General features: G+C 36.3%; 24 protein-coding genes. 16 read left to right on the top strand and 8 right to left on the bottom strand.

All coding sequences use genetic code 11. The features are described from left to right. Positions 1-2: 2 nt before the first annotated feature. The 3 genes from ACMA47_RS03670 to ACMA47_RS03660 are packed head-to-tail and all read right to left on the bottom strand — an operon-like array spanning position 3 to position 2870. On the bottom strand, positions 3-518 hold the full coding sequence (locus ACMA47_RS03670) for a ClbS/DfsB family four-helix bundle protein (protein WP_413928716.1): 516 nt from the start codon (positions 516-518) through the stop codon (positions 3-5). Positions 519-525: 7 nt separating this feature from the next. Continuing rightward, positions 526-1530: a cytochrome d ubiquinol oxidase subunit II gene (locus ACMA47_RS03665; protein WP_034695999.1), complete on the bottom strand. Its 1005-nt coding sequence runs from the start codon at positions 1528-1530 to the stop codon at positions 526-528. Then, on the bottom strand, positions 1527-2870 hold the full coding sequence (locus ACMA47_RS03660) for a cytochrome ubiquinol oxidase subunit I (RefSeq protein WP_114820577.1): 1344 nt from the start codon (positions 2868-2870) through the stop codon (positions 1527-1529). The genes ACMA47_RS03665 and ACMA47_RS03660 overlap by 4 nt, the downstream gene beginning before the upstream one ends. A gap of 234 nt (positions 2871-3104) precedes the next feature. On the opposite strand from ACMA47_RS03660, the gene gyrB reads away from it, so the two are divergent. The 6 genes from gyrB (at position 3105) to ACMA47_RS03630 (ending at position 11590) form a co-directional block, all read left to right on the top strand. After that, positions 3105-5039 (top strand): DNA topoisomerase (ATP-hydrolyzing) subunit B, encoded by a 1935-nt coding sequence (gene gyrB, locus ACMA47_RS03655; protein ID WP_079241114.1) that lies wholly within the window; start codon positions 3105-3107, stop codon positions 5037-5039. An 82-nt stretch (positions 5040-5121) separates the two neighbouring features. Further along, positions 5122-5544, top strand: coding sequence for a DUF5684 domain-containing protein (locus ACMA47_RS03650; protein WP_034695994.1), 423 nt, complete (start codon positions 5122-5124; stop codon positions 5542-5544). Between the two features lie 402 nt (positions 5545-5946). Beyond that, positions 5947-7839 carry a DUF3857 domain-containing protein gene (locus ACMA47_RS03645; protein WP_413928715.1) on the top strand — a complete coding sequence of 631 codons (1893 nt, stop codon included), beginning with the start codon at positions 5947-5949 and terminating at the stop codon, positions 7837-7839. Positions 7840-7841: 2 nt separating this feature from the next. After that, the gene (locus tag ACMA47_RS03640; RefSeq protein ID WP_413928714.1) at positions 7842-9776 is read left to right on the top strand and encodes a transglutaminase-like domain-containing protein; all 1935 of its coding nucleotides are present in this window, start codon (positions 7842-7844) and stop codon (positions 9774-9776) included. Between the two features lie 94 nt (positions 9777-9870). Next, complete coding sequence (locus ACMA47_RS03635) at positions 9871-10695, top strand: DUF3298 domain-containing protein (protein ID WP_413928713.1); 825 nt, start codon at positions 9871-9873, stop codon at positions 10693-10695. A gap of 43 nt (positions 10696-10738) precedes the next feature. Further along, the gene (locus tag ACMA47_RS03630; protein ID WP_413928712.1) at positions 10739-11590 is read left to right on the top strand and encodes a diacylglycerol/lipid kinase family protein; all 852 of its coding nucleotides are present in this window, start codon (positions 10739-10741) and stop codon (positions 11588-11590) included. A gap of 158 nt (positions 11591-11748) precedes the next feature. Here ACMA47_RS03630 and ACMA47_RS03625 read toward each other — a convergent pair whose 3' ends face one another. Next, on the bottom strand, positions 11749-13029 hold the full coding sequence (locus tag ACMA47_RS03625; RefSeq protein WP_413928711.1) for a dicarboxylate/amino acid:cation symporter: 1281 nt from the start codon (positions 13027-13029) through the stop codon (positions 11749-11751). A gap of 171 nt (positions 13030-13200) precedes the next feature. Next, positions 13201-14889, bottom strand: coding sequence for a gamma-glutamyltransferase (gene ggt / locus ACMA47_RS03620; RefSeq protein WP_413928710.1), 1689 nt, complete (start codon positions 14887-14889; stop codon positions 13201-13203). A 203-nt stretch (positions 14890-15092) separates the two neighbouring features. Between ggt and ACMA47_RS03615 the strand changes: the two genes are divergently transcribed. Continuing rightward, positions 15093-16058: an NAD-dependent epimerase/dehydratase family protein gene (locus ACMA47_RS03615; protein WP_413928709.1), complete on the top strand. Its 966-nt coding sequence runs from the start codon at positions 15093-15095 to the stop codon at positions 16056-16058. Between the two features lie 84 nt (positions 16059-16142). Then, positions 16143-16895: a polysaccharide deacetylase gene (locus ACMA47_RS03610; RefSeq protein ID WP_413928708.1), complete on the top strand. Its 753-nt coding sequence runs from the start codon at positions 16143-16145 to the stop codon at positions 16893-16895. A gap of 153 nt (positions 16896-17048) precedes the next feature. On the opposite strand, the gene ACMA47_RS03605 is transcribed toward ACMA47_RS03610, so the two are convergent. Both ACMA47_RS03605 and ACMA47_RS03600 read right to left on the bottom strand, forming a co-directional pair. After that, complete coding sequence (locus ACMA47_RS03605; RefSeq protein ID WP_413928707.1) at positions 17049-18254, bottom strand: metallophosphoesterase; 1206 nt, start codon at positions 18252-18254, stop codon at positions 17049-17051. A 66-nt stretch (positions 18255-18320) separates the two neighbouring features. After that, complete coding sequence (locus tag ACMA47_RS03600) at positions 18321-19394, bottom strand: 3-oxoacyl-ACP synthase III family protein (RefSeq protein WP_413928706.1); 1074 nt, start codon at positions 19392-19394, stop codon at positions 18321-18323. A gap of 101 nt (positions 19395-19495) precedes the next feature. On the opposite strand from ACMA47_RS03600, the gene ACMA47_RS03595 reads away from it, so the two are divergent. From ACMA47_RS03595 to ACMA47_RS03560, 8 genes are all read left to right on the top strand, one after another. Beyond that, complete coding sequence (locus ACMA47_RS03595; protein ID WP_047376865.1) at positions 19496-20065, top strand: hypothetical protein; 570 nt, start codon at positions 19496-19498, stop codon at positions 20063-20065. Between the two features lie 3 nt (positions 20066-20068). Then, positions 20069-20800: a bifunctional demethylmenaquinone methyltransferase/2-methoxy-6-polyprenyl-1,4-benzoquinol methylase UbiE gene (ubiE, locus tag ACMA47_RS03590; protein ID WP_047096897.1), complete on the top strand. Its 732-nt coding sequence runs from the start codon at positions 20069-20071 to the stop codon at positions 20798-20800. Between the two features lie 3 nt (positions 20801-20803). Then, entirely contained in the window at positions 20804-21586 is a 783-nt protein-coding gene (locus ACMA47_RS03585) for a porin family protein (RefSeq protein WP_034695972.1), read from the top strand. Next, entirely contained in the window at positions 21579-22028 is a 450-nt protein-coding gene (locus tag ACMA47_RS03580; protein ID WP_238594386.1) for a hypothetical protein, read from the top strand. Before ACMA47_RS03585 ends, ACMA47_RS03580 begins: the two co-directional genes overlap by 8 nt. After that, a complete protein-coding gene (locus tag ACMA47_RS03575; RefSeq protein WP_034695967.1) occupies positions 22028-22315 on the top strand; it encodes a cell division protein ZapA in 288 nt (95 codons plus the stop codon). The genes ACMA47_RS03580 and ACMA47_RS03575 overlap by 1 nt, the downstream gene beginning before the upstream one ends. Positions 22316-22548: 233 nt before the next feature. Then, positions 22549-24114 carry a ribonuclease Y gene (rny, locus tag ACMA47_RS03570; RefSeq protein WP_034695966.1) on the top strand — a complete coding sequence of 522 codons (1566 nt, stop codon included), beginning with the start codon at positions 22549-22551 and terminating at the stop codon, positions 24112-24114. 73 nt (positions 24115-24187) lie between these two features. Further along, positions 24188-25429 (top strand): MFS transporter, encoded by a 1242-nt coding sequence (locus ACMA47_RS03565; protein ID WP_413928705.1) that lies wholly within the window; start codon positions 24188-24190, stop codon positions 25427-25429. A gap of 178 nt (positions 25430-25607) precedes the next feature. Further along, on the top strand, positions 25608-25787 hold the full coding sequence (locus tag ACMA47_RS03560) for a hypothetical protein (protein ID WP_034695964.1): 180 nt from the start codon (positions 25608-25610) through the stop codon (positions 25785-25787). A gap of 81 nt (positions 25788-25868) precedes the next feature. Here the strand turns inward: ACMA47_RS03560 and ACMA47_RS03555 are convergent, their stop codons facing one another. After that, a complete protein-coding gene (locus ACMA47_RS03555; RefSeq protein WP_413928704.1) occupies positions 25869-26804 on the bottom strand; it encodes a YeiH family protein in 936 nt (311 codons plus the stop codon). Between the last annotated feature and the right edge of the window lie 46 nt (positions 26805-26850).

Here is a 26850-nt window from a genome sequence, read left to right as displayed (position 1 = left end):
AACTATGCTGTACCTTTTTCTTTTTTCCATTTCCGAAGCTGTGCCCTGAAGTTTTTAAACGGAGCTACAGTATTGATGTGAATCCATTTCCAAACCGGCCACTGGGCGGGAGTAGTTGCCCATTTTCTCTGTCCGGGAGTGAATAATGTTTCATCGTCAAGATTTTCTATCCAAGTGATAATCTCATCAACCTTACTTCGCAGCAGTTCTCGTTGCTGTTGTAAACTATAAGAACCGTATTCATGATAAAAAGACTGATATAATCCTCCCAGATTATTCCATTTATATTCAGGAGTGGGAGTTTTCACTTCAATTCCTTTGTTTTCATCAGATTCCCATTGTAAAAGCAGGTGAGTCCAGCCCAATTGATAGGAAATATTTTGGGACGGAGTTTTGTCAACTCCTGGTTGCAGAAGATCTTTTTCCTCTTCTTTTACATCATTAAATTCCTGATCATAGAGCAGATATCTTTTCTTGAGCTCTTCAATGAGTTCTGTTTTGTCTTTATAAGTCTGCATATTTTACCTATTTTCTCAACTTACTGAAAGAAGCCATCAGATAAAATAAAAACGGAAGAATAAATAATGAACCCAGCATCAATGCCCATCCCAACGCAGCAATAGTTTTTGGAGGAGCCATATGTTCCAGTAATGAAAGGTGCTGCCCGTTTCCTAATAAAATAATATCCGGATTATGCTGATACGTTGCTGCCACTAAAATCATCACCATCTGGAATCCAGCCAAAGCACGTACAGGAAGTAGTTTTTGACGGTTCATCGCTCTTAAAATAAGCAATAAAGCAATCGTAGCAAAGGCAATCGCCATAATCCCCAAAGGTTTAGAAAATACCCACATCAAAAGGGGAATGTCTGAAATATAAGCGGTCACAAATACCAAAATTCCTGTAATCACCACGAAGATCATCGTCTGCTTGGATTTTCTGATCATTAATAAAAGATCAGCCTTATCACGCGTTTCTCTTAATGAAAAAATAGAAGCAAGATAAGCACAAAGCGCTACCGTAAATAAACCTACGGAAACTCCAAACCAGTTCAGCCAGCTGAACACATACAAATCCAGAAAACCTACAGCATCAGGATTGATAGAATGTGAAACGGTAGCAGCAGCAATTAATCCCAAAAAGAAAGGAGTTAAAAGGCTGGCATAGTAAAAGATCTGAGTATATAAAACCTGCCAGTTATCCTTTACAGCATCATAATGTCTGAAGGTAAAGGCTGTTCCTCTTGCAATAATTCCCAAAAGCATCAGTACTAAAGGAATATGAAGGTAGGTAGACATGGTGGTATAAATCTCGGGAAACCCTACAAAGAGGATTACAATGGCGATGATGAGCCACATATGATTGGCTTCCCACACAGGAGCTATGGATTCATACATGATTTCCTGGGTCTTATTTCTGGCTTTTTTATGTGTGAAAAGTTCCACAATTCCAGCCCCGAAATCAGCTCCGCCTAAAATAATATAAAGACAGATGGATAGCCAGAGAAAACCTATTACAATGTAAATCATGATTTTTTGTTTTTATCGTTAAACTGAGCATCGGTAGGATCGTAAAGCTTCGGTACCATTTGAATCTGTCTCTTTAAAAGGAAAACAAGGATTAATGATAATGATACGAAAATAGCAGTAAAGAAATAGAATGAATACTGTATTCCCGGCATAGGAGTTACGGCATCAACCGTTCTCATAATCCCATAAATGATCCAAGGCTGTCTTCCGACTTCTGTTACTGTCCATCCGGCTTCCAGCGCAATATATCCAAAAGGTGTTGCTATTAAAAATGTTTTCAGTAACCAGTGCTTGTTCAGCCATTCTTTTTTGAAAAAGAAAGCATATAAATAAATAGCTCCAATAACAATCATCACCACTCCGAAGAAAATCATGATTTGAAAAGCATAATGAACCACAGCAATCGGAGGCCATTCATCTCTAGGGAAATCCTTAAGACCTTTAACTTCAGAATTGAAATCATTGCTCACCAGAAAACTTAAAACTTTCGGAATTTTCACCGCATATTTCACTTCTTCTTTTTCCTCATCAGGAATTCCTCCAATTACAAATGAAGCCCCTTTTTCAGTTTCAAAATGAGCTTCCATAGCTGCCAGTTTGATAGGTTGTCTTTCTGCCACTGATTTTGCAGCAACATCACCACTTAAAGGTGCTCCGAAGGCTCCAATCAAAGCAAATCCGACGGCAATTCTAAAAGCCTTGGTGTGAAATTCAACATTTCTTTTTCGCATGATCATAAAGGCGTGTACTCCAGCTACAGCAAATCCTGTCGCACAAAATGCTGCAACCGTCATGTGAAGAGCCTGAGGAAACCATGCATCATTGAACATTGCTTTGATAGGATCTATATTAAGATACTGTCCATTGATATAATCGAAACCGGTGGGAGAGTTCATCCATGAGTTGGCGGCAACCACCAGAATTCCGGAAGCGAGTCCGCTTACTCCTACAAGAAATCCACAGAACCAGTGAAACCATTTATTGAACCTTTCCCATCCATATAAAAAGAAGCCGATAGCAATAGCCTCAATGAAAAAGGCTGTTCCTTCCAGAGAAAACGGCATCCCGAAAATCGGACCTGCATGTTTCATGAATCCAGGCCATAGAAGTCCAAGTTCAAAGGAAAGCATTGTTCCTGAAACCGCTCCGGTAGCAAAAAGGATGGCTACCCCTTTGCTCCATGCTTTTGTCAGTCCTTTATATACTTCATTATTGGTCTTTAGGTATTTCCAATGGGCAAAAGCCATCAGAAAAGGCATCACCATACCCACACAGGAGAATATGATATGAAAGCCCAGAGAGAGTGCCATCTGAGCGCGTGCTGCTATAAAATCATCCATAATATCAACTTTTCAGTAAATAAATTTACGCATAAATTATTGATGTTGAATATGATTTACAACAGTTGGTATTTCACCAATACCTTTTAATTTTGAATCTTTTATTGGCTTCCTTTTTCTTATGTTTTTACTAAGAAAACTCTACATTTTTTTGACACTTTTTAACTTTCATACCTCGAAAAAAATCACGATATTTGTAAGTCTTTGCATATAGCAGGATTTTTAATATTTAATATGAGTCAAAAACAATATACAGCTAGTAGTATTCAGGCATTGGAAGGAATGGAGCACGTTCGTATGCGTCCTTCAATGTACATTGGTGATGTAGGGGTCAGAGGACTTCACCACTTGGTTTATGAAGTAGTAGATAACTCTATTGACGAGGCATTGGCAGGATACTGCGACACGATCTTCGTTAGCATCAAGGAAGGAAACGGAATTGAGGTAAGTGATAACGGTAGAGGTATCCCGGTTGATTTCCACGAAAAAGAACAGAAATCTGCCCTTGAAGTTGTAATGACGAAAATTGGAGCCGGAGGTAAGTTTGACAAAGACTCTTATAAGGTTTCCGGAGGTCTTCACGGGGTTGGGGTTTCGTGTGTGAATGCACTTTCCAATGAGATGATCACTACTGTTTACAGAGATGGAAACGTATACCAGCAGATCTATTCAAGAGGAAAAGCTCAGACAGGTGTAGAGGAAATTGGTCACAGTGAAAGAAGAGGTACCAAACAGTTTTTCCAACCGGATGATACCATCTTTACAGAATTAATTTATAATTACGATACATTAGCAAGCCGTTTAAGAGAACTTTCTTATCTTAATAAAGGAATTACCATTACATTAACTGATGAAAGAGAGAAATTAGAAGACGGATCTTTCCGTTCAGAAATTTTTCATTCAGAAGGTGGATTAAAAGAATTCGTTGCTTACATTGACGGAAACCGTGAGTCTATCATGGAACACGTAATTTTCATGGAAGGCGAAAGAGATGATATCCCTGTAGAAGTGGCAATGCGTTACAATACATCTTTCAACGAAAATCTTCACTCTTACGTAAACAATATCAATACGCATGAAGGAGGAACTCACCTGGCAGGTTTCAGACGTGCTTTAACGAGAACCCTTAAGAAATATGCTGATGATCTTGGGATTCCACAGAAAGAAAAAGTAGAAGTTACAGGAGATGACTTCCGTGAGGGGTTAACAGCTGTAGTTTCTGTAAAAGTAATGGAGCCTCAGTTTGAAGGACAGACTAAAACAAAATTAGGAAACTCTGAAGTTTCAGGGGCTGTAGATAAAATTGTAGGGGAAATGCTTACCAATTTCCTTGAAGAAAATCCTAATGAAGCTAAGCTGATCGTTCAAAAGGTTGTTTTAGCTGCAAAAGCAAGACAGGCTGCTAAAAAAGCCCGTGAAATGGTTCAGAGAAAATCTCCGATGGGAGGTTCTGGTCTTCCGGGAAAACTATCTGACTGTTCTTCAAAAGATCCGGCAGAATCAGAGATCTTCCTTGTAGAGGGAGATTCCGCAGGTGGAACAGCTAAACAGGGAAGAGACAGACACTTCCAGGCTATCCTTCCTTTAAGAGGTAAAATTCTGAACGTAGAAAAATCTATGCTTCATAAAGTTTATGATAACGAGGAAATCAGAAATATCTATACAGCTCTTGGGGTTTCTGTAGGTACTGAAGAAGATAGCAAAGCATTGAATATGGCTAAGCTGAGATACCACAAGATCGTTATCATGACCGATGCCGATATTGACGGATCTCATATTTCGACACTGATCCTTACTTTCTTCTTCAGATATATGAAGGAGCTTATTGAAAACGGATATATCTATATTGCTCAACCTCCTTTATACCTATTAAAGAAAGGAAACAAAAAAGTATATGCTTATAACGAAAAAGAACGTGAAGAGTTTACTTTAGAAATGGCTCCGGACGGTAAAGGAGTAGAAGTACAACGTTACAAAGGTCTTGGAGAAATGAACCCTGAGCAGCTTTGGGAAACTACCCTTAATCCTGAACACAGGATTCTGAAGCAGGTAACTATCGATAATGCTGTAGAAGCTGATAGTGTTTTCTCAATGTTGATGGGAGATGAAGTTCCGCCAAGAAGAGAGTTTATCGAGAAAAATGCGAAATATGCAAAAATTGATGCATAAACGTTTTTAAAAATATAATAAAAAAAGCTTCTAATTATTTAGAAGCTTTTTTTATATTTGGATAAACCAAAAAAACAATAATATGTTAACTCTTTTACAAACAGACCCTTACAACGGGGCAGATGCAGCTTCTGGAGCAGTAGCTGCAGGATTAGGGATCGGAACAATGTTCTTCGGCTTACTTTGCTATATTTTCTATGGATATTGCATGTACAAAATCTTCCAGAAAGCAGGAAGACAAGATGCATGGGCTGCCTTTATTCCTATTTATAATACCATCGTACTGCTGGAAATTGTGAAAAAACCAATTTGGTGGATCATTCTTTTCTTTATTCCATTGGTAAATATCTATGCATGCTGGGTTGTATATGACAGACTAGCCAAAGGCTTTGCCAAAGAAACTCCTCTCTACACGATTCTGATTCTCCTTTTCGGATTTATTTTTATTCCTGTATTGGGACTTGGAAGTGATCAGTTTGATAGTAAACTGGTCCCAAATGATTAAAAAAGAAACAAAAAAATTAAAAGACTTCATTTTTGAGGTCTTTTTTTATAAATAATTTTTCAACTGTAGAATTTATTGTACTTCTTATTGTTATTAATTCTACATTATTTAAATTACACGAATTGTAATTTATTTTAAATTTGAAATGCAGATAATATGAAGTTTATCCCTTCATGCCACAGAATAGATACACCCTTCTCCCAATATAGAATGAGTATAAATATTCTGTTTTTAACTTTTCAAAATTGAATGATGAAAAGTTGATAATGTGTTCATTTTCTTATAGGTACATTTAATACAGTACTTTTTTAAGTAATAGGTTAAGGCTTCACATGTTGAAGCCTTTTATATTTTTTTTAACAGTTATTAAGATTTTATTATTTTTGTACCATCTTAATAACTATGATGAAAATATTAGTCTTGGGGGCTTTATCTACCGCCTCATTGTATTTCGCACAGAGCTATCCTGCCTCTGCTATTCCTGAGAATTTAAAGAAAAATGCAGATGTTGTGATTCGGAAGGATTTTACAACAATTCAGATCAATAAAATTGATGAAATAAAATATCAGAAAAATAAGGTAACTACAGTCTTAAATAAAGATGGGGATAATGAAGCCGTAGCTTATATTTCTTATGATAAATCAAAAAGTATTTCAAACATCAAAGTGACGATCTATGATGAAGCTGGGAAAAAAATTAAAAGTGTTTCAAAATCTGATTTTAAAGATGTAGCTAACAATCCTCAGGGAGTTTTTTATTCTGATAACAGGATATTGGTTTATTCATATACTCCAGTTCAATATCCCTACACTATTGACTTTTCGTATGAAGCGGAAGATGAAGATACTGTTTTTATTCCGGATTTTGTACCGTTTACTTCTCCCAAAATCTCTTTGGAAGAAGCACAGTTTAAAATCATTAACACTTCGGGAATTGAACTTAGATCTAAGATTTACCCTTCAAAATATAATTATACCTCAGTGATAGAAAGCGGGAGTGGAAATGATAAAACGTATTCATATAAAAATGTTCCAGCAATTGATGATGCTTTTATAATTCCACAACCTGTTAAAATTTTACCTGCAGTCAACTTCGCACTTGCGAAATTTAATCTGGCAGGAAAGCAGGGAACTTTAAATACCTGGACAGATTTTGGAACCTGGATTTACAATGATCTTTTGGTACCTGTTTCTGCATCTACTCCTGCTATTAAAGCTGAAGTAGCTTCTTTGCAATTACAAGGATCTGTAGAAGATAAAGTAAAGAAAATTTATCAGTACATGCAGAACAAAACCCGATATATTGCTGTCTCATTAGGAATAGGAGGCTGGCAGCCCATGTTGCCGGATGAGGTCCAGAAAAAAGGGTATGGAGACTGTAAAGGGCTCACCAACTATATGAAGATTCTTTTGAATGAAGCTGGAATTCCTTCCAATTATTGTATTATCAATTCCGGTCGTTCACAGGTTTCATTTGATCCGGAATTTCCTTCTATGGGCGGGAATCATATTATTCTGATGGTCCCAACGGAAAAGGGAAATATCTGGCTTGAAAATACTTCTCAGCAAATAGCTTTTAACCACTTAAGTTACAGTACTACGGATAGAAATGTACTTGCTGTAACATCAAAAGGAATTGAGCTGATCAATACACCGGTTTATAAAGCTGAACAGAACAAAGAAAAACAAATATTAAGAGTTAACCTTAATGAAGATAACAGCATTACCGGAACAGGAAACTTTTCCTATACAGGAAATCAGTATGATTATAATTTAAGATTTGCTAATCTTAATCCGAAAGAAAAAAATGATGCCCTGAAGGGAACTTTTGATGTTTTAAACTTTGAAAAAGTTGAAATGAAAAACTTTAATAATGACAGAGATAATGCTGTTATTACTTATGATGTTGATTTTAAAACCAACAATTTCTCTAAAAAAGCAGGAAACAGCCTTCTCTTCAGATCGGTTCCTATTTTTTCAGATTTGATCTTTAAAACAGACGAAAATCGTGAACTCCCTTTTGAAGTAAATATGTCTTACGAAGATGAATATGAAATTGCTTTTGTTCTTCCTATGGGGTATAAAGTGGATGAAATACCAGATAATTCAAACATTACTTCTGAATTTGGCTCTTATAAGCTAAGCTATGTTAAAACCGATGGCGAGGTAAAGGTGATCCGAAAAATGCAGGTTAATAAAGGATTATATCCAAAAGAAAAGTACAATGATTATATCAATTTCAGAAAAAAGATTCTGAATATGGACAACTCAAAAATTTTAATAACAAAAATATAACCATGAAAAAAATTATAGTATTGCTTCTTTGCTCTGCCAATACAATATTGATCAGTGCTCAGAAGAAATATGAATTTCTGAATCCTCCTAAATTTAATGATGCAGATTTATCTAAAGCAAAATCATTATTAGATGAAAATGCTCCTGCCGAAATTTTGTATAAGTCTGCTTATTTTATGGTAGATGCCAATACAGGAAATCTTCACAAAAGGTATTTTTACAGAGTTAAGATTTATAATAAAGATAAAGCTGAAGATTGGTTGAATCTTGAAATTCCTATTTATAATGTAGGAACCAACAGAGAATCACTAGGAAAGTTCAAAGCTTTTACCTATAATCTTGAAAATGGAGCTACAGTTCCCGTAAAAGTGGAAAAAAGTTCTCAATATAAAAGCAAAGAGAATAAATATGTTACTTTAACGAAATTTGCTTTTCCAAGCGTGAAAAACGGATCGGTAATAGAATATCAATATGAAATTATATCTCCGTTCCGATTTATGATTCCAGAGGTATTGATAGAATCTGATACTCCTTCACTGAATACGGAATATGTTTTTGATACGCCCATCAATATGTCTTATAATGTAAACTATACGGGAGGAATCAGTCCTAAGTATAGAGAAATGGAAGAAAGATATCTGTATGGTGCTCAATACAAAACCTTTAGATTTGCTTATGAAAATCTGAATGGCTTTAAAACTGAGAAATTTGTGCGAAATGATAGAAATTTCAGAACAAAAATCAGTGCCGAGCTAAACTCTACGAATTTCGGTGAGCTTAAACTGTATTCATCTTCATGGGATCAGATTTCTAAGAGACTTTATGAAAGCGATGATTTTGGTGGTGAGCTGAAAAGATCAAAACTGGCAAAAGAAAATATGCCGGCAGGAGTTTTAGGAATGAAAACTGACCTTGAAAAAGCAAATGCTATTTTTTCATATGTTCAAAAGACTTTTACCTGGAATAAAGATAAAGGTATTTACACTGAAGATGGAATTAAAAAGCTTTTGGAAACTAAAACCGGAAATGCTGCAGAAATCAATCTTTTTCTGGTTATGATGCTTCGTGAAGCTGGTCTTAAAGCCGATCCGTTGGTTATTTCTACAGTAGAAAACGGGCTGATTAATTTGGTATCTCCCAATATATCCAATATGAACTTCGTGTTGAGTGCCATCAATATAGATAATCAGCTGCATATTTATGATGCTACCTCTAAACAGTCTTCGCTGGATGAAATTCCTCTTAAAAACTGGAACCAGTTAGGAATCCTGGTGACCAAAGATAAAGCGCAGCAGATTCAAATGACCAATTTGAAATCCAGTAATACTTATCTTACTGCAAATGCCAAGATTAATGATGACGGAAGTATTTCCGGTACCTATTCAGATAAAGATACAGGTGCTTATGCGATGTTTGCTAAAGATAACTATGATGATAATGCTGAGAAATATAAAAAACAGTATAAGGAAAATTTCTCAATGGATTTCACGGATATTGATTCAAAAGTATTGGAGAATGGTGAATTTGAAAGCAGCATGAAATTCTCTTCATCAAATCTTATTGACAGAGTAGGGAAGAAAATGATTATTAATCCAATGTTATTTTTAAGTAAAAGCTCTAATGAATTTGATCAAACTGAAGTAAGAAAATATCCTATCGATTTTGGATCGCCTATAACCAGGACCAAAAAGGTCACTCTTGAAATCCCGGAAGGGTACGTGATTGAGGAAATGCCTAAAGAAAAAAGAATTGTTACCGAAGATAAAGAGATAGCTTATACCTATTCTGTAGAACAAAAAGGAAACTTATTGGTGGTGACTACGACTACAAAAATTGGCAGTTCAGACTATCCGAAAGAATATTACCCTGCATTCAAACAAATCTGGGGCGTTGCTTCGAAATTTGAAAATCAGGTAATCAGTCTTGTAAAAAAGTAATAGTTAACAGGATTTAAATAAAAAAATATTTTTTTTTCAAAAACCATTCAAAAGATGAATGGTTTTTGTATTTGATACCAGAAAAATTAGAATTATGAAAAATACGATTGCTGTTATAGCATTATCTTCTTTCTTAGCTTTTACCGCCTGTAAAAAAAATGAAACGGCAGGATCAGCAGAAAAAACAGAAAACAAAGCCGCTGAAGAATTTGTAGTAGACTCTGTGAAAGTCAATGACTCTACAAAAATTACTGATTCTTTAAAAGTGAGCTTTACTTCAAAGCTCTTGGTTTTCCCTACTTTAAAAGATAAAAAGCTGTTAGACAGCATCTATTTCCAAAATGAAAATATTAAAGATTTTTCCAAAGCTGGTCTTCAGGCTTATCTGGATAATGAAAAAAACAGTTATTTCAATTCTGTAAAAAATGATAATAAAGACTGGGTTTCAGATGTTACTTATGCACAAAACTGGTATTCAAGCTCGCATATGAATCTTATTTCTAATACCAACGGTTATATGCATATTCAATATTTGGGAAGCGGATATGAAGGAGGAGCGCATGATAACTACGGATTTTCCGAAAGAGTTTTTGATCTTAAAAACAGCAAAAAATTAGAATTGAAAGACATTACTTCAATGCCTAAAAATAAAATTGAAGCCATTCTGATGAAAAATATTGATAAAATAAATAGTGGTACGATGGATGGTGACGGAGAAGTAAAAAATTCAGAAATGCTTTTAGTGGATAAAATTCCGGCATCTGATAACTTTTATTTTGATGATAAAAACCTGTATTTTCACTACAGTCCCTATGAAATTGCTGCTTTTGCTGCCGGAGACATTACAATTCCGGTTTCATGGGAAGACCTGAAAGGTACATTAAATACAGAATTTAAAGAAAGAATGAAAATTAAGTAAATTAATGCTTCCAGTTTTGGAAGCATTTTTTAATTTTGTGCTAATGGACAAAGTAGCTTTTATTATCAATCCTTTTTCGGCCAAAAAAAACTATCAGCCGTTTTTAAACGAACTTAAAACAAAGGTTAATAACCCATTGTATTATGTGTCAGAATCTATTCCCGGAACAGAGGAATTTATTCAGGCTCATTTCAAAGAGGTAGATATTTTTGTGGCAATAGGAGGGGATGGTACTATTTCTACAGTAGCCAAAAATCTGATTTATACCGATAAAATTCTGGCAATTTTTCCGGCAGGTTCAGGAAATGGATTTTCCAATGAAACACAATTCAGTAAAAATCTGGATGAACTTTTAGAAAAAATAAAAATTAAAAACTCCAGAAAGATTGATACTTTCACGGTAAATGACAGGCTTTCCATCAATGTCTCGGGAACGGGATTTGACGGTAAAGTGGTTAAGGAATTTGAAAAAACAAGCCGTGGATTCAAAAACTATATCAAAGTTTCCCTGAAAACCTTTTTCAATTACAAACCTATCAAGGTGAAATTTTTTGATGAAGAATATCAACAGTACAATGGAAGGTATCTGATGATGAACATCGCCAATACCCGCCAGTTTGGTAACAATGCTTATATTGCTCCGAAAGCCAGTAAAAGTGATGGACTGGTTGACATGGTTTTGGTAAAAAAGTTTCCACTTACATATTCTGCACTCTTTGCTTTCCGAATGTTTACCAAAAGACTGAAAGATGATGAATATGTAACCTATCTTCCAGTCTCTGAAATATCATTTAAGGTCAATACCAAAAACTGGCATCTGGACGGTGAATTCAATAAAATCAAATCACCGATTCATGTTAAAGTTCAACCTGCGAGTTTGAGTATTTTGGTTTAAGGTTTAAGGTTTCGGGATGCTAGTTAATTTTGTTTCGGATTTACTAGTTGCTGGTTGTTTTGTTTCGGGTTACGTGTTACACAACAATAAACTTTAAACCTTGAACTTTGATTCTCTCCCGAATTCCTGCAACCTAAAACCTGCCATCTGCCACCTATTTACACTTCCAGTTTCTTTTCCACTTCACCCGGATGATCCAGGCAGTATTGAAGTTGCTTCTTATCAAGCTGCTTTTCCCAGTTGGCAACTACTACGGTAGCTACAGAATTTCCAATTACGTTGGTCAGAGCTCTGCATTCGCTCATGAACTTATCAATTCCAAGAATTAAAGTCATTCCTGCAATCGGAATTTCAGGAACTACTGCCAATGTTGCGGCAAGGGTAACAAATCCAGCACCTGTAACACCAGCTGCACCTTTTGAACTTAACATAGCCACCAAAAGAAGCATCAGTTGTTTTTCAATAGGAAGATGTATGTTTAATGCTTGCGCAATGAAGAGAGAAGCAAGGGTCATATAAATATTTGTTCCGTCAAGATTGAAAGAATATCCGGTGGGAACCACAAGACCTACAATAGCGCGTGAACAGCCCGCTTTTTCAAGTTTCTCCATAATTCCGGGAAGGGCAGACTCTGAAGAGCTTGTGCCCAGAACGAGAAGAAGCTCTTCTTTAAGGTAAAAAAGGAGTTTGAAAATATTAAATCCGTTATACCATGCTACCGCTCCCAATACCAGAACGACAAACAGGATAGACGTAATATAGAATGTACCTACCAGGAATATAAGATTCAGAACAGAGTGAAGTCCATATTTACCGATCGTAAAAGCCATTGCTCCGAAAGCACCTATCGGGGCCAGTTTCATCAACATATGAACAATTTTAAATACCGGAGTGGATAAATCCTGTAGAAAATCGGTTACTTTCTGGCTCTTTTCTTTTGTTAAAACCAAAGCAACTCCCATTAAAATTGCTACCAAAAGTACCTGAAGAATATTTTCACCTACCAACGGACTGAATAATGTCTCCGGAATAATATTCATAATGAATCCCGTAAGTGTTGATTCATGAGCTTTTGCCTGATATTGCGAAACATCCCCTGAAAGAGTAGAAGGATCAATATTTAAACCATGTCCCGGCTGTAGAATATTTCCTACTAATAATCCGATGATGAGAGCCAGAGTTGAAAAGGTAAAAAAGTAGATCATTGCTTTGATTGCAATTCTGCCTACTTTTTTCAAATCGGTCATGTGGGCGATTCCTAAAGTAAGTGTAATAAAGATTACCGGAGCGATAATCATTTTTACCAATTTGATGAATCCATCTCCCAAAGGTTTCATCTTTTCTCCTAATTCAGGATATAATTTTCCCAGAAGAATACCTGCAATGATGGCGATAATCACCTGGAAATAAAGCTGATTGTGTATTTTTTTTGCTTTCAAAGAACAGTCGTTTTGTTTTTTTAAGGGCGAAAATTAAGAAAATTTATCTAAAAACATGACAAAAGTCATTGAAAAGAATCTATAGCGCTGGTTTTCTAAAATGCTTAAAAAAACTTGGGCTTCATTCGGAGAATGAAGCCCAAGCTGTATTTTTGATTTATAGTATAAGTATTATTCTACTGCAACAGAATCATCTCCACGGCCATCAGCAACAGCATGGATATTTCCGTTATCATCAAGAACAATCATTTCTGTTTTACCAATATATTTTGTCTTTTCAATGACGTAATTCTTGCTTTTCAGTTCAGAAATAGTGCTTTCCGGGAAATTGTTTTCCACGGTGATGGTTTCTGGCAGCCACTGATGATGGAATTTGGGTGCATTCACCGCAATATTGGCATTCAGTTTAAAATCTACCACATTCACGATAGACTGATACACTGAAGTCGGAATTGTGGTTCCTCCTGGAGTTCCCACGACCATATAAGGCTTTCCATTTTTAAGGATAATGGTTGGGGTCATAGAAGAGAGCATTCTCTTGTTAGGTTGTATTGAATTAGCTTCTCCACCTACCGCTCCAAACATATTCGGTACCCCTGGTTTGATAGAGAAATCATCCATTTCATTATTTAAAAAGAATCCGGCTCCTGAAACAAGGACTTTACTTCCATAATATCCATTAAGTGTGGTGGTTACAGAAGCTGCATTTCCATCCTTATCCAATACGGAAATATGTGTAGTCTGCATAGATTCTTTAGGCTGTTCTATGATTTTACCTACTTCTGCACTTGGAGTAGCCTTGTCAAAACTGAAACTTTTCCATCTTCCTTTCAGATATTCATCAGAGATCAGATAAGAGGTTTTGTCCTGAATAAAATCCGGATCACCCATATATTCTGCTCTGTCGGCGTAAGCTCTTCTTTCTGCTTCAGTCATGATCTGAACTGCTTTTGTAGAGTTTTGCTGATACTTTTCAAGGTTTTCAAAACTTGCCATTCTTAGCATTTGAGCCAGAAGAACTCCACCGCTTGAAGGCAGTGGCATGGTAACAACATTGCTTCCTTTATAATCGAATTCCAGCGCTTTTCTTTCGGCAACTTTATAATTTTTAAGATCCTCCAGGGTGATAATTCCGTTTCCTCTTTTCATTTCAGCAACCAGAAGATCAGCTGTTTTTCCTTCATAAAAACCTTTAGCGCCTTGTTTTTGAATCAGTTTCAATGTCTCAGCTAAGTCTTTTTGGATCAACAGATCTCCGGCTTTCCACGGAGTATCTTTTACAAAAATGATCGAAGATTTATTATGCTTCTGGAATTTTTCTCTTTGATTATTCAGCATTTCCGCCTCTTTATCCGTAATGGCAAATCCTTTTTCAGCAAGGTCAATAGCGGGCTGGATGATTTTTTCCATAGGCAGTTTACAGTATTTCAGCGTAGCAAAGAATCCTGCTACACTTCCAGGAATACCTACGGCCAGTCTTCCGTTCTGGGAAAGATCAGTATCTGCTTTTCCTTTTTTATCAATGTACATATCTCGGGAAGCTTTTTTGGGAGCTGTTTCCCTGTAATCCAGTGTAAATTTTTCACCGTTATTCTTTACGCCAACCAAAAATCCACCACCTCCGATATTTCCAGCCTGAGGATAAACTACAGCAAGCGCATATTGTGTTGCGGTAACGGCATCATAGGCATTTCCTCCCATTTTTAAGATTTTAGCTCCCGCTTCACTGGCTAATGGGTGTGCAGAGACTACAACACCTTTCTTCTTTACCTGTACTTCCTTGATAATATTGATGTCTGTGAACTGAGCCCAGCTTAGCTGAGCTGCCAAAAGCATCGAAGCAATTAAAATCTTCTTCATATGATTGTTTTTTCTTACAACAAAATTATTGAATTTTAAGTTAATGTCAGCTGATGATGATTGGATTTGATTATTTCTATTGTTTTGAAGAATTTTTACTGGCTGTCAGTCTCTTTTACCAGAGAAATATTTTTAAACACACCTTTTTTATTATGGTTGACATGTTTTTTTTACTTTTGTACAATTCTAAAAAAATCTGAAAAATGGAATCCTATACGGAAAGAATACTGATTACAGGTGCCTTGGGACAAATTGGTACCGAACTTACGAACAGACTTGTTGAAATTCACGGAGCAGAAAACGTGGTTGCTTCAGGATTGGACAGATGGCAGGAAGGAATTACTTCTGCCGGACACTACGAAAGAATGGATGTTACCAATACTCAATTGGTAAGACAGGTGATTCATGATTATGAGATCACGACAGTGTATCACCTTGCTTCGCTTTTATCCGGAACTTCGGAAAAGCAGCCTATTTTTGCGTGGAAACTGAATCTTGAACCACTACTTCATTTTTGTGAAATGGCGAAAGAAGGGCTTCTTAAAAAGATCTTCTGGCCAAGTTCTATCGCGGTATTTGGAAAAGGAATTCCAAAGCATGAGGTCGGACAGGATGTGGTATTGAATCCAACAACTGTTTATGGGATCTCTAAAATGGCAGGAGAGAAGTGGTGTGAATACTATTTCGATAAATATGGTGTGGATGTAAGAAGTATCAGATATCCTGGATTGATCTCATGGAAGACTCCTGCGGGAGGTGGAACTACAGATTATGCTGTTGAGATTTTCTACAAAGCAATTGAAGACGGAAAGTATACAAGTTTCATTTCCGAGAATACAGGAATGCCGATGTTGTATATGGATGATGCCATCAATGCAACCTTGAAATTAATGGATGCTCCAAAAGAAAGTTTGACAGTTCGTTCTTCCTATAATTTGGGTGGAATGTCATTTACGCCAAAAGAATTGGCAGAAGAAATCACAAAAGAAATTCCGGATTTTACAATCGATTATAACCCGGATTTCAGACAGGCAATTGCAGATTCATGGCCGGCTTCTATTGATGATTCAGTAGCGAAAAAAGACTGGGGTCTGACGTATGATTTCGGAATTTCTGAAATGACAAAAGATATGATCAAGAATCTGAAAGTAAAATTAGGGAAGGATTAATAATGTAAAGTAATGCTTTAATTACTTTTGTTTTTAACGTTTGATTTTTAATATTTTATAGAATCTATATAAACTTTAATTTAAATGGTATTATTGACTTTTAACATCACTTGTATAGAGGCTGAAGTAAAAAACGGCTCTCCAATTACTGCTGATGAGCGATTGAAAATTACAGAAGATAATACCAAAGCGATTCTTAGAATTTTAGATATTCATGATATCAAATCAAGTTTTTTTGTAGAGGTTTCTCTTACCGAAAAACTTCAGAATTTAATAAAAGCAATTTCATCCAAAGGGCATGAAATTGCTTTTTATAACAAAGGTTCAAATCCAGAAGAAATTGAAAATGCCAAGAAGAATATTCAGGATCTTTTGGAAAAACAGATCAGAGGAATTCGTCAGAAAGATGTAAAAGTTTCTCAGGAAACTTTGAAGATGATGGAATTTAATTATGTCTCCAATATTGATAATGCCAATATTCTTTTTCCTTTCAAAAGACTTAAAAGAGATACCGTAATCACCGAAGAAGACGGACTGAGTATTGTTCCGGAAAGTATCTCTCCGTACAGTCAGCTGCCTTATAATGATTTTGTATTTCAGATCCTGCCAATGAAGTATTATCAGAATATGGTTCTGGAAACTTTGCAGAATGAAGAGTTTGTACTGATCTATCTGAACACATGGCAGTTTACAGATTTCAAGAAATACCGATTTGATATTCCTTTTTACCGAAGTTTATTTTCGGGCAAAAAAATGGAGGACAAATTAGATGCCCTCCTTACTTTTCTCAATGACAGGGAAATGGCTACTTCCCGTATGAAAGATTATATTTTTTAGGTGATAGGTTGCAGATATTAGGTAGCAGGGCTTTTGAGTTTGAGAGTTTGAGAGTGTGAGTGTTTAACGCGGTAGGTAACCAGGAACAAAAACAGCCCACAACTTGCAACTAATAACTTGTACCCCGAATCTCGCATCCCGAAACCCGCATCTCTAGCTCAACTCAAAAAGCGTAATTTCCGGCAGTACACCCACTCTTCCCGGATATCCCAATACACCAAAACCTCTGTTTACATATAATAGTTTTCCTTCACTTTCGTATAAGTCAGCCCATTTTGGATATTTGTATTGTACCGGTGACCATTTTACATTTTTAAGATCTAAACCAAACTGCATTCCATGGGTATGTCCCGAAAGGGTTAAGTGGATATTTGAAGGGTGTTTTTTAACTACATAATCAAAGTGGGTAGGGTCGTGGCTCATCAGAATCTTCGTAGCGGATTCAGGTACTCCTTTTAACGCGTCATCTATTCTTCCGAATTGAGGAAATGGTTTCAATCCCCAGTTTTCAACTCCCAGAATGTATAGTTTTTCTCCGTTTTTTTCAATGACTCTGTGCTCGTTTCTCAACATATCGAAGCCTGCCTGTTTTTCATAACCAATTAAGGTGTCAAGGTTTTCTTTTTTGGCTGCAGGTGATTCCCAGGTTACGTAATCTCCGTAATCATGGTTTCCTAACACGGCTAATTTTCCGTCTTTAGCCTTGATTTTTGAAAATAAAGGGATGAAAGGTTTGAACTCATCCGCAACGTTGTTTACCATATCTCCGGTAAATAATACCAGATCAGGGTTCTGCTCGTTGATCAGGTCAATCGCGTGCTGCAATTTACTGGGATCTGAGAAGCTTCCACTGTGGACATCTGAAATCTGGATGATTTTATAGCCTTTAAAGCTTTTCGGAAGGTTAGCAAAATTTACCCTTACTCTTCTTACTTTATGTCTGTACTTTCCAAACGTAATTCCGTCTATGAAAAGAGCAGAAAGAACTCCACTCATTCCCAATCCAACCAGACTCAGAAACTTCCTTCTCTCCGGGAAGAAATTTTCCGAAGGTTTGGCAAAACCTATCAGGTAGCCTCCGGTTCTGATGATATCATCAATTAATAAAAACAGAACTACGAAAATTTTTGGAAGGATGAAGATCAAAAATAAGGAAATCATGATCTGGGTTCTTGCCATACTTCTGTCTGATCTCTGATAATGAGTGACTTCGTAAGCGAAAATCCCGTATACAGCCAATGAAATTACCCAATATCCGATTCTGATCCAGAAATTATCGGTAAGTGTTCTGATGGCCTGATAAATATACACTTCCAAAAAAAGGAAGATTCCGGCGATGATTAAAAAATTCTTTTGCATGTCTGATCAAAAAAAAGCACAAAGAATAAACTTCCCTGTGCTTTTATATTTTTAATGGTTTAAATATTACTTTTTAGGAAATCTATAAACGATAGCATTGATGTTCATTCCGGCACCTACCGAAGTCATCACAATGTTACCATTATCTTTAAACGATTGACCCTCCATTTTTCCTTTAATTATTAAATCATACATGGTAGGAATTGTTGCTACAGAAGTATTTCCAAGATCCTGGATCGTCATAGGAGAGATCGCATGATCGTATTCTTTTACATCATAAAGCCTGTGAAGTCTTTCAATCATTGCATAATCCATTTTAGCGTTTGCCTGGTGAATTAAGATTTTGTCTATATCTTCAATAGAAAGATCTGCATCTGTAATCGTATCCTTGATAGCATCCGGTACATTTTTAAGAGCATATTCGTAGATTTTTCTTCCTAACATTCTTACATAAAGACGTTTCTGATCTGCTTCTTTATTGATAGATGGTTGATTTTCAAGGTAGTTTAATTCCGGTCCGTTATCACAAATCGTGTTGTGAGCGATAATCCCTACATTTTCTTCGTCAGTTGCTTTTACTACTACAGCTCCGGCACCATCAGCAAAGATCATTCTGTTTCTGTCGTATGGATCAGTTACTCTGCTTAAAGTCTCTCCTCCGATAACAAGAATTGTTTTAGCTACATTAGCTTTGATAAGATTATCAGCCAAAATCATAGCTTCAACCCATCCTGGACATCCGAAAACCATATCATACGTTACGCATTTTCTGTTTTTGATTCCCAGTTTATTCTTTACTCTTGCTGCCATTGTCGGCATAAAATCAGCGTATCCGTTTTCAGTAACTTCCCCAAAATTGCTAGCGTAGATGATATAATCCAATTCTTCGCCGTCTACTTTTGCATCCTCAAGGGCAATTTTTGCAGCTTCATAACCGATTTGAGAGTTGGAAAGATCATCCTCAATGAATCTCCTGTTTTCGATTTCTGTAATCTCTACAAATTTCGCAATGGTCTCTTCCACAGGTTTTTCAATCTTTACTCCGTCTTCAGTATAGAACTCGGAATTCATGAAGTAATCTCTACCAATAACTCTGTTCGGAATATAAGATCCAGAGCCAATAATGATCGTATTCGGCATTCGTTTATATGATTTTTTTAAAGATGCAAAGTTAATAATTAATATTAATAACGGAGAATTAAAAATATTATTAAATTTGCAAAAATTGTACTTTACAATCTATGAAAAACAACTCGTCCTTAAAAGGCTTACTTATTGCAGCTGTGGCGTTTATCGTTGCCTTTGGGATCTACTTCCTTTTTTTAGCCAAGAAGAATTATTATGTGGTAGATAATCCTACCCCGAATACGTATTACTTTAAGATCAATAACGGATCTGAAGGAATTATTTCAGCGGGGCAGTATGTGCATGTGGATTTGAATAAAGGGAAAAACTCTATTCAGGTTTTTGATCAGAACAAAAAAATGCTTTACGATTCGGCATTTGAAGTCAATAAACTTCGCGGTCTGATTAATATTACACACCAGGATTACTATGTAAACGATCAGTATTACGGATACAATCTTAAGAAAGATTCGTTACTGGCCAACCTTGATAAAACTGTTATTGACGGAAAGGATTATTACGGAGGAGCAAAACGCTTCAATAAGCTTTACACAGAAGATTTTTATTACAATGTAGATGAAGACTATGACAAAGTGATCAAAAATATCCAGAAAGTGGAATCAAGATCCAAAATCTTCAGAAAGCAGGATTACCTAAATTATTACAAAGAATATTACAAGTTTTAAGTTTTGACAAAAGATATCACCAAAGTTACTCCCTACAATTCAGAGGCTACGAAAAAAAGCCAGGTAGAGGATATGTTCGACAACATTGCACCGAAGTATGACCTTCTGAACCATGTTTTATCCATGAAAATTGATGTTTTATGGAGAAATAAACTGGTAAGGTGGATGAAAAATGATAATCCGCAGGAAGTGCTGGATGTGGCTACAGGAACGGGAGATCTGGCAATTACCATTGAAAAAGGAACCGGTTCTAAAGTAGTTGGATTAGATTTATCACAACAAATGCTGAATGTTGGCGTTATTAAAATAAAAAAACTTAAATTAGACGGCAAAATTTCCATGCAAAAAGGAGATGCAGAAAATTTACCTTTCGAGGACAATAGATTTGATGCTGTTTCCGTTGCATTTGGAGTAAGGAATTTTGAAAACCTTACCAAAGGTTTGGCAGAGTTAAGAAGAGTAGTTAAAGATAACAAAAGTGTTTATATACTGGAGTTTTCAAAGGTTGAGGGTTTCATGGGACCATTTTATATGTTTTATTTCAAAAATATATTACCTGCCATCGGCAGATTGGTTTCTAAGGATAATAGGGCGTATACATACCTTCCGGATTCTGTAAATGCTTTTCCTTTCGGGGAGAAGATGAAGCAAATTCTTTTAGATACGGGATTTAAGAAAGTTGAATATAAAAAATTAAGTTTAGGTATAGCCACAATTTATAAAGCAACAAAGTAACCTATGAATAAATTTCTATTAAAAGCACTGGTTTTAACCTCAGTAAATGTTGCCGTTTTTGCAAACGCGCAATTCAGAACCCGAAACAGAATGGACAAGTTGGAAGATTTCGACGAACAGAAATTCAGTTGGGGGTTTTATTTGAACGGGAACAGACTGGATTACCGCATTGTTTTGCATCCGAAATACGGGATGAATGATAATGAAAACCTTGTTACCTCTAAGGAAAGTTATAGTTTCGGTGCCGGGCTTATTGCAAAATGGAGACTGAACGACTATCTTGATGTAAGAGTAGAACCAGGGTTACAGTTTGCACAAAGACAGTTGACTTTTAATACTCAATCCAATGACATTTATGCGGGTGGATCTTTAACCAATCCTCCTTTTATGCCATTCCCTTTACAGGAAAAGGATAAAGTAAGAGAAATTAAATCTACTTTGATTGATATTCCGGTACTTCTGGAACTTCACGGTCAAAGATGGTACAATTCAAGACCTTATGTTGCTGCAGGGGTGAACTATGTTGTAAACCTTCAGTCTAACTCAAGTTCCACAGATGATAACATGCAGGGAATCTACAGATCTACAACGCACAACTTTGCATGGTCTGCAGAAATGGGAATTCAGTTTTATTTCAACAAGTTTAAACTGACTCCTGCCGTAAGAGGAACATTCTTCATGAACAATGAAAAAGTGGCAGATAATGCTACTACACCTCCTTACTGGTCATCTGCGATCTCTACATTGCAGACAAGAGCAGTAATGTTCGTTCTGAAATTTGAATAAAAAATATTGTATTAAAAAATACACAGGAGGTGCACTAGCACCTCCTTTTTTATTGTTATATCAAAATATAGAGTGTTTTATTTTTGTTAGTGTTATTATTTTTTTATTTTTGCTTTTAGTTAGAATATACAAACCTGAAATGCTTCAAGATTTAGAAAACAATTTTTCAGAATTAGAGAGAAAGATTTCGACTCTGCAAAAGAACTATAAAAATCTTACGGAAAATTTAAAAGAATTAAATTTTGAGCATGAAGAGTTGAAGAAGAAATATGATGAGGAAAGAAGAAAGAATCAGGTATTAGCAGAAGAACAAAAAAATATAAAACTTTATTCAGCAATATCAGGAAATCCTGAACACAATAGGTTAATGAAAAACCATATCAACAGATTGGTGAAAGAAATTGATTTCTGTATTGCTCAGCTTCAAAACAGTGGATTATAATGGAGGTAAGGAGAATAACCGTCAACATTGCAGGAAGAGTGTATCCGCTGAACGTACCGGCAGCAGAGGAAGAAACTTTGCGTAAAGTAGGGAAGCAGATCGAGAATATGATTAAAGATTTTGAACAGAATTTCGATGTAAGAGATAAACAGGATGCTTTGGCAATGTGTGCCCTTAAACTGGGAACCAATGCAGAAGTAGTTTCTCTGAACTACGAGAAAAATATTAATTCAACCAACGAAAGATTAACGCAGATTAATCAATCGTTGAATGAAATCGGGAAATAGATTTTTTTTCCTGAAAAGTACTGCCTACAATAATTCTAACACATTAAAGGTAAACTCAACGCTAAACAATTACCGAACAAATGTCCATTGAATGGCGTGCCGGACTTCCGGATTACAGACAGTGGAAATCAGTTCAAATCGTGTTGATTAGGAGTTTACTCTCAATCTCTGGATTATTGTAGGCTTTTTTTATTGAACAAGGATATGAATACAATTAAAACTCAATATAAATTATGATAGAAGTTATAGTCGGTGTTGTTTGTTTAGTAATCGGAGCTGTCGTGGGAATGTTTTTTTCCAGAAGTTCTCTGAATACTAAAGCAAAATTCATCATAGATGATGCAAAGAAAAATGCCGAAAACCTTATAGAAAAAGCTAACGTTCAGGCTGAATCCATAAAGAAAGAAAAGAACCTTCAGGCTAAAGAAAAATTCCTGGAACTGAAATCACAGCATGATGCAGACATTCAGTCCCGCGAAAAGAAAATGCAGGAAGTTGAAAAGAGAACGAAAGACAAGGAACACAAGCTGAATGACGAGCTTAGCAAGACTGGAAAACTTGAAAAAGATTTAGACAAGCAGATTGCAGATTATGCTAAGAAAAATGAAATTCTTGAAAAGAAACAACAGGAATTAGATACAGCTACTGCCAAGAAAGTAGAAGTACTTGAGAAAATCTCTAATTATACAGCAGATGAAGCTAAAGCAGAATTGGTAGAAACCATGAGGGCTGAAGCTAAAACAAGAGCACAAGCACACGTTCAGAGCATCATGGAAGAGGCTCAGATGAATGCTAAAAATGAAGCGAGAAAAATCGTTATCCAAACGATCCAGAGAATCGGAACAGAGCAGGCTATCGAAAATTCAGTATCAGTTTTCAACATTGAATCTGATGAAGTAAAAGGTAGAATTATCGGTAGAGAAGGTAGAAATATCCGTGCTTTAGAAGCGGTAACAGGAGTAGAAATTATCGTTGATGATACTCCGGAAGCTATTCTTCTTTCATGTTTCGATCCTGTAAGAAGAGAAATTGCAAGACTATCCCTTCACAGATTGGTAACCGATGGTAGAATCCACCCGGCAAGAATCGAAGAAGTTGTAGAAAAAACAAGAAAACAGATCGAGGAGGAAATCATCGAAGTGGGTAAGAGAACTATCATTGATTTAGGAATCCACGGATTACACCCGGAATTGATCAAAATCGTAGGTAGAATGAAGTACCGTTCTTCTTACGGACAAAACTTACTACAGCACTCAAGAGAAGTAGCTAACATCGCTGCAACTATGGCTGCTGAGTTAGGATTAAACGTAAAATTAGCTAAAAGAGCAGGTCTTTTACACGATATCGGTAAAGTTCCTGAGCAGGAATCAGAATTACCACATGCCCTTTTAGGTATGCAGTGGGCTGAGAAATACGGTGAGAACCCTGAAGTAGTAAATGCTATCGGAGCTCACCACGACGAAATTGAAATGAAGTCATTATTATCTCCGATCATCCAGGTTGCCGATGCGATCTCTGGAGCTAGACCGGGAGCAAGAAGACAGGTATTGGAATCTTATATTCAGAGATTGAAAGATCTTGAATCTGCAGCATTAAGCTTCGATGGCGTATCCAGTGCTTACGCAATTCAGGCAGGTAGAGAACTGAGAGTAATGGTAGAGAGTGGAAAAGTAAATGACGAAGTAGCGTCTCAGCTTTCTTACGACATCTCTGAGAAAATCCAGAATGAGCTGACTTATCCGGGACAGGTAAAAGTAACAGTAATCAGAGAAACGAGAGCTGTGAATATTGCCAGATAATAATCAGAAAAAGATATTTGATAAAAACCTTTCAAGAAATTGAAAGGTTTTTTATTTTTATCAAAACTTAAAAATGCAAGAACTGTCCCTGTCTTCAAAACTGAAGTACATTTTCTCTATCCCCGTTATTATTTCTGCCTTAGGCTATTTTGTAGATATCTATGACCTTCTTTTATTCGGTATCGTTAGAATTCCAAGTTTAAAAGCTTTAGGGCTTAATCCGGATGCGGACGGAACCTTTATACTGAACTGCCAGATGGTAGGACTTCTTATCGGAGGAGTATTCTGGGGCATTTTCGGAGACAAAAAGGGAAGGCTTTCTGTACTGTTTGGATCTATTCTGGTCTATTCATTAGCCAATATTGCCTGTGGTTTTCTTCCTTATTTTCCCAAAGAGCATTTGGTGTACCAATATGCCGGTTTAAGGTTCATTGCAGGTATTGGGCTTGCCGGAGAGCTCGGAGCGGGAATTACACTGGTTTCTGAGAGTCTGCCGAAGAATTTAAGAGCAATAGGAACTTCTGTAGTGGCTGGTTTTGGATTAATGGGTGCTGTAGTTGCTCAGCTAACTGTAGAGCTGGCCGGAGGATGGAATATTTCTTACATTATCGGTGGTATCATGGGAATTATGTTATTGATACTGAGAATAAGCGTATCGGAATCCGGAATTTATAAGAATCTTGAGCATAAAAATATCTCAAAAGGAAACTTTCTCTCCTTTTTTACCAATAAAGGCAGATTGATAAGGTATTTAAAATGCATTGCAGTGGGATTACCTACTTGGTATTGCATAGGGATTCTGGCTGTTTTAGCCAATCAGTTTGCCCCTGAATTAGGAATTACAGAGATCAACCCCGGAAAAGCAATTATGTGGGCTTATGTAGGTATTTCTGTCGGTGATCTGTTGAGCGGATTTATTTCTCATGCTTTAAAATCGCGAAAAATGGCCATCTTTTATATGTTGATGTTTACTCTGATCGGGGTGGCCATCATGTTATTTGGTAATACGAATACAGAAACAAAATATTATCTGTTTTGTGTATGGCTTGGTTTCGGAACAGGATATTGGGCAATGTTTGTGACACTGGCCGCAGAACAGTTCGGAACGAATATCAGAAATACTGCAACCACAACTGTTCCCAATATGGTAAGAGGTTTGGTACCGGTGATGATATTCGCTTTTGATTCCCTTAAAGGACATTTTCCTGTTGTGGAAAGTGCTGCCATAGTAGGAGTAGTGGTCTTCGGGCTTGCATTTTATTCTTCACTTACCATTTCGGAAACCCACGACAGAGACCTTGAATTTACAGAATAATTTAAGTTGTTTAATAAATAAGATACTGATAATCCTTATTTTGAATATAATAATGAAGTTATAATCAATAAATTATTAATTTTTATTCTGGTTTTTGTTGCGAGTGTTTAATATTTGTTTAACTTTGGAATGTAACTAAAACTAAATTATCTAATTAAAACTAAATCTCACGAACATTATGAAAAACGCTAAAAAACTGAGAAAACAAGACTTGAAAAATATTACAGGAGGAATAAGCGGTAATCCGGATTTATCTCTTTGCGGATGCAGCTGCTCAGGATCTGTAACAGGACCTTGGTATTGTGTACAGTATATCGGTTGCCCGCAGGTATATACTTGTGGTGAAGCCGCAATCTAAAGAAAATTATTTCAATTAGAAATAAACATTTCCACATTTAATATGCAGAACCCTTTTGACTTCAAAAGGGTTCTGCTCTTTTTAATGGATGATATAAAGAAGGCTGCCGATGCTTATCGTTACCCATAGGATAATTGCCATAACCAAAGGTTTTAAACCGATGGATTTCAGTGTTTGAATAGAAAGGGTAGAACCAATCAAAAATAAAGTCAGATTCAGTCCGGATTTTGCCAGAACAGTAATTGAAGTGCTGAAACGGTCAAGAAACGGGAAATAAGTATTCAAAAGGATGGCCACAATAAAATACCCAATAAACCAAGGAATCTTTATTTTGGAATCTTTGCTTTTAAAAATAAACATGGTAATCAGTGAAACAGGAATAATCCATAAAGCACGCGCAAGTTTTACTGTGGTTGCTATTTTCAATGCTTCATCTCCATATTTGCTGGCAGCACCTACTACAGAACTTGTATCGTGAATTCCCACGGCACACCAAAGCCCAAATTGCTCCTGTGACAGATTCAGAAGATGTCCTATGGCAGGATAAACGAACAGGGCAACAGAATTTAGTGTAAAAACAATAGCCAGTGCAAGAGAAATCTGTTTGGTGCTTGGTTTAATAATAGGAGATACGGCTGCAATGGCACTCCCGCCACAAATAGCAGTTCCTGCGGAAAGAAGATAAGATAAAGGCCTTTCCAGCTTAAATAATTTTCCCAGAAAATACCCTAAAACCATTACAGTAACAATACTCCCAACGGTCAACATCAGTCCTGTTTTTCCTGCGTGAAGTGCTTCATCCAGTTTCAGCCCGAATCCCAGACCAACAATTGAAATCTGCAGCAACAAATGAATATATTGATGAAGGTGTTTTTCAAAAGGGTTTCCGATAAAGACAACTAGGAAAAAACCTAGAGCCAGAGCGATGGGAGAAGATATAAGCGGGGTAAGGCATAATACAGCCAAAACAATAAAAAATACTTTCCGTGTCATTTCATTTTGAATGAAATCTTTCATAATGCGAACTTTTAAAATCTGCATCAAAATTCCGGAAAATACTATT

Source organism: Chryseobacterium sp. T20 (assembly GCF_047345655.1).
Lineage (GTDB): Bacteria > Bacteroidota > Bacteroidia > Flavobacteriales > Weeksellaceae > Chryseobacterium.
This window is presented reverse-complemented; position numbering and strand designations above follow the sequence as displayed.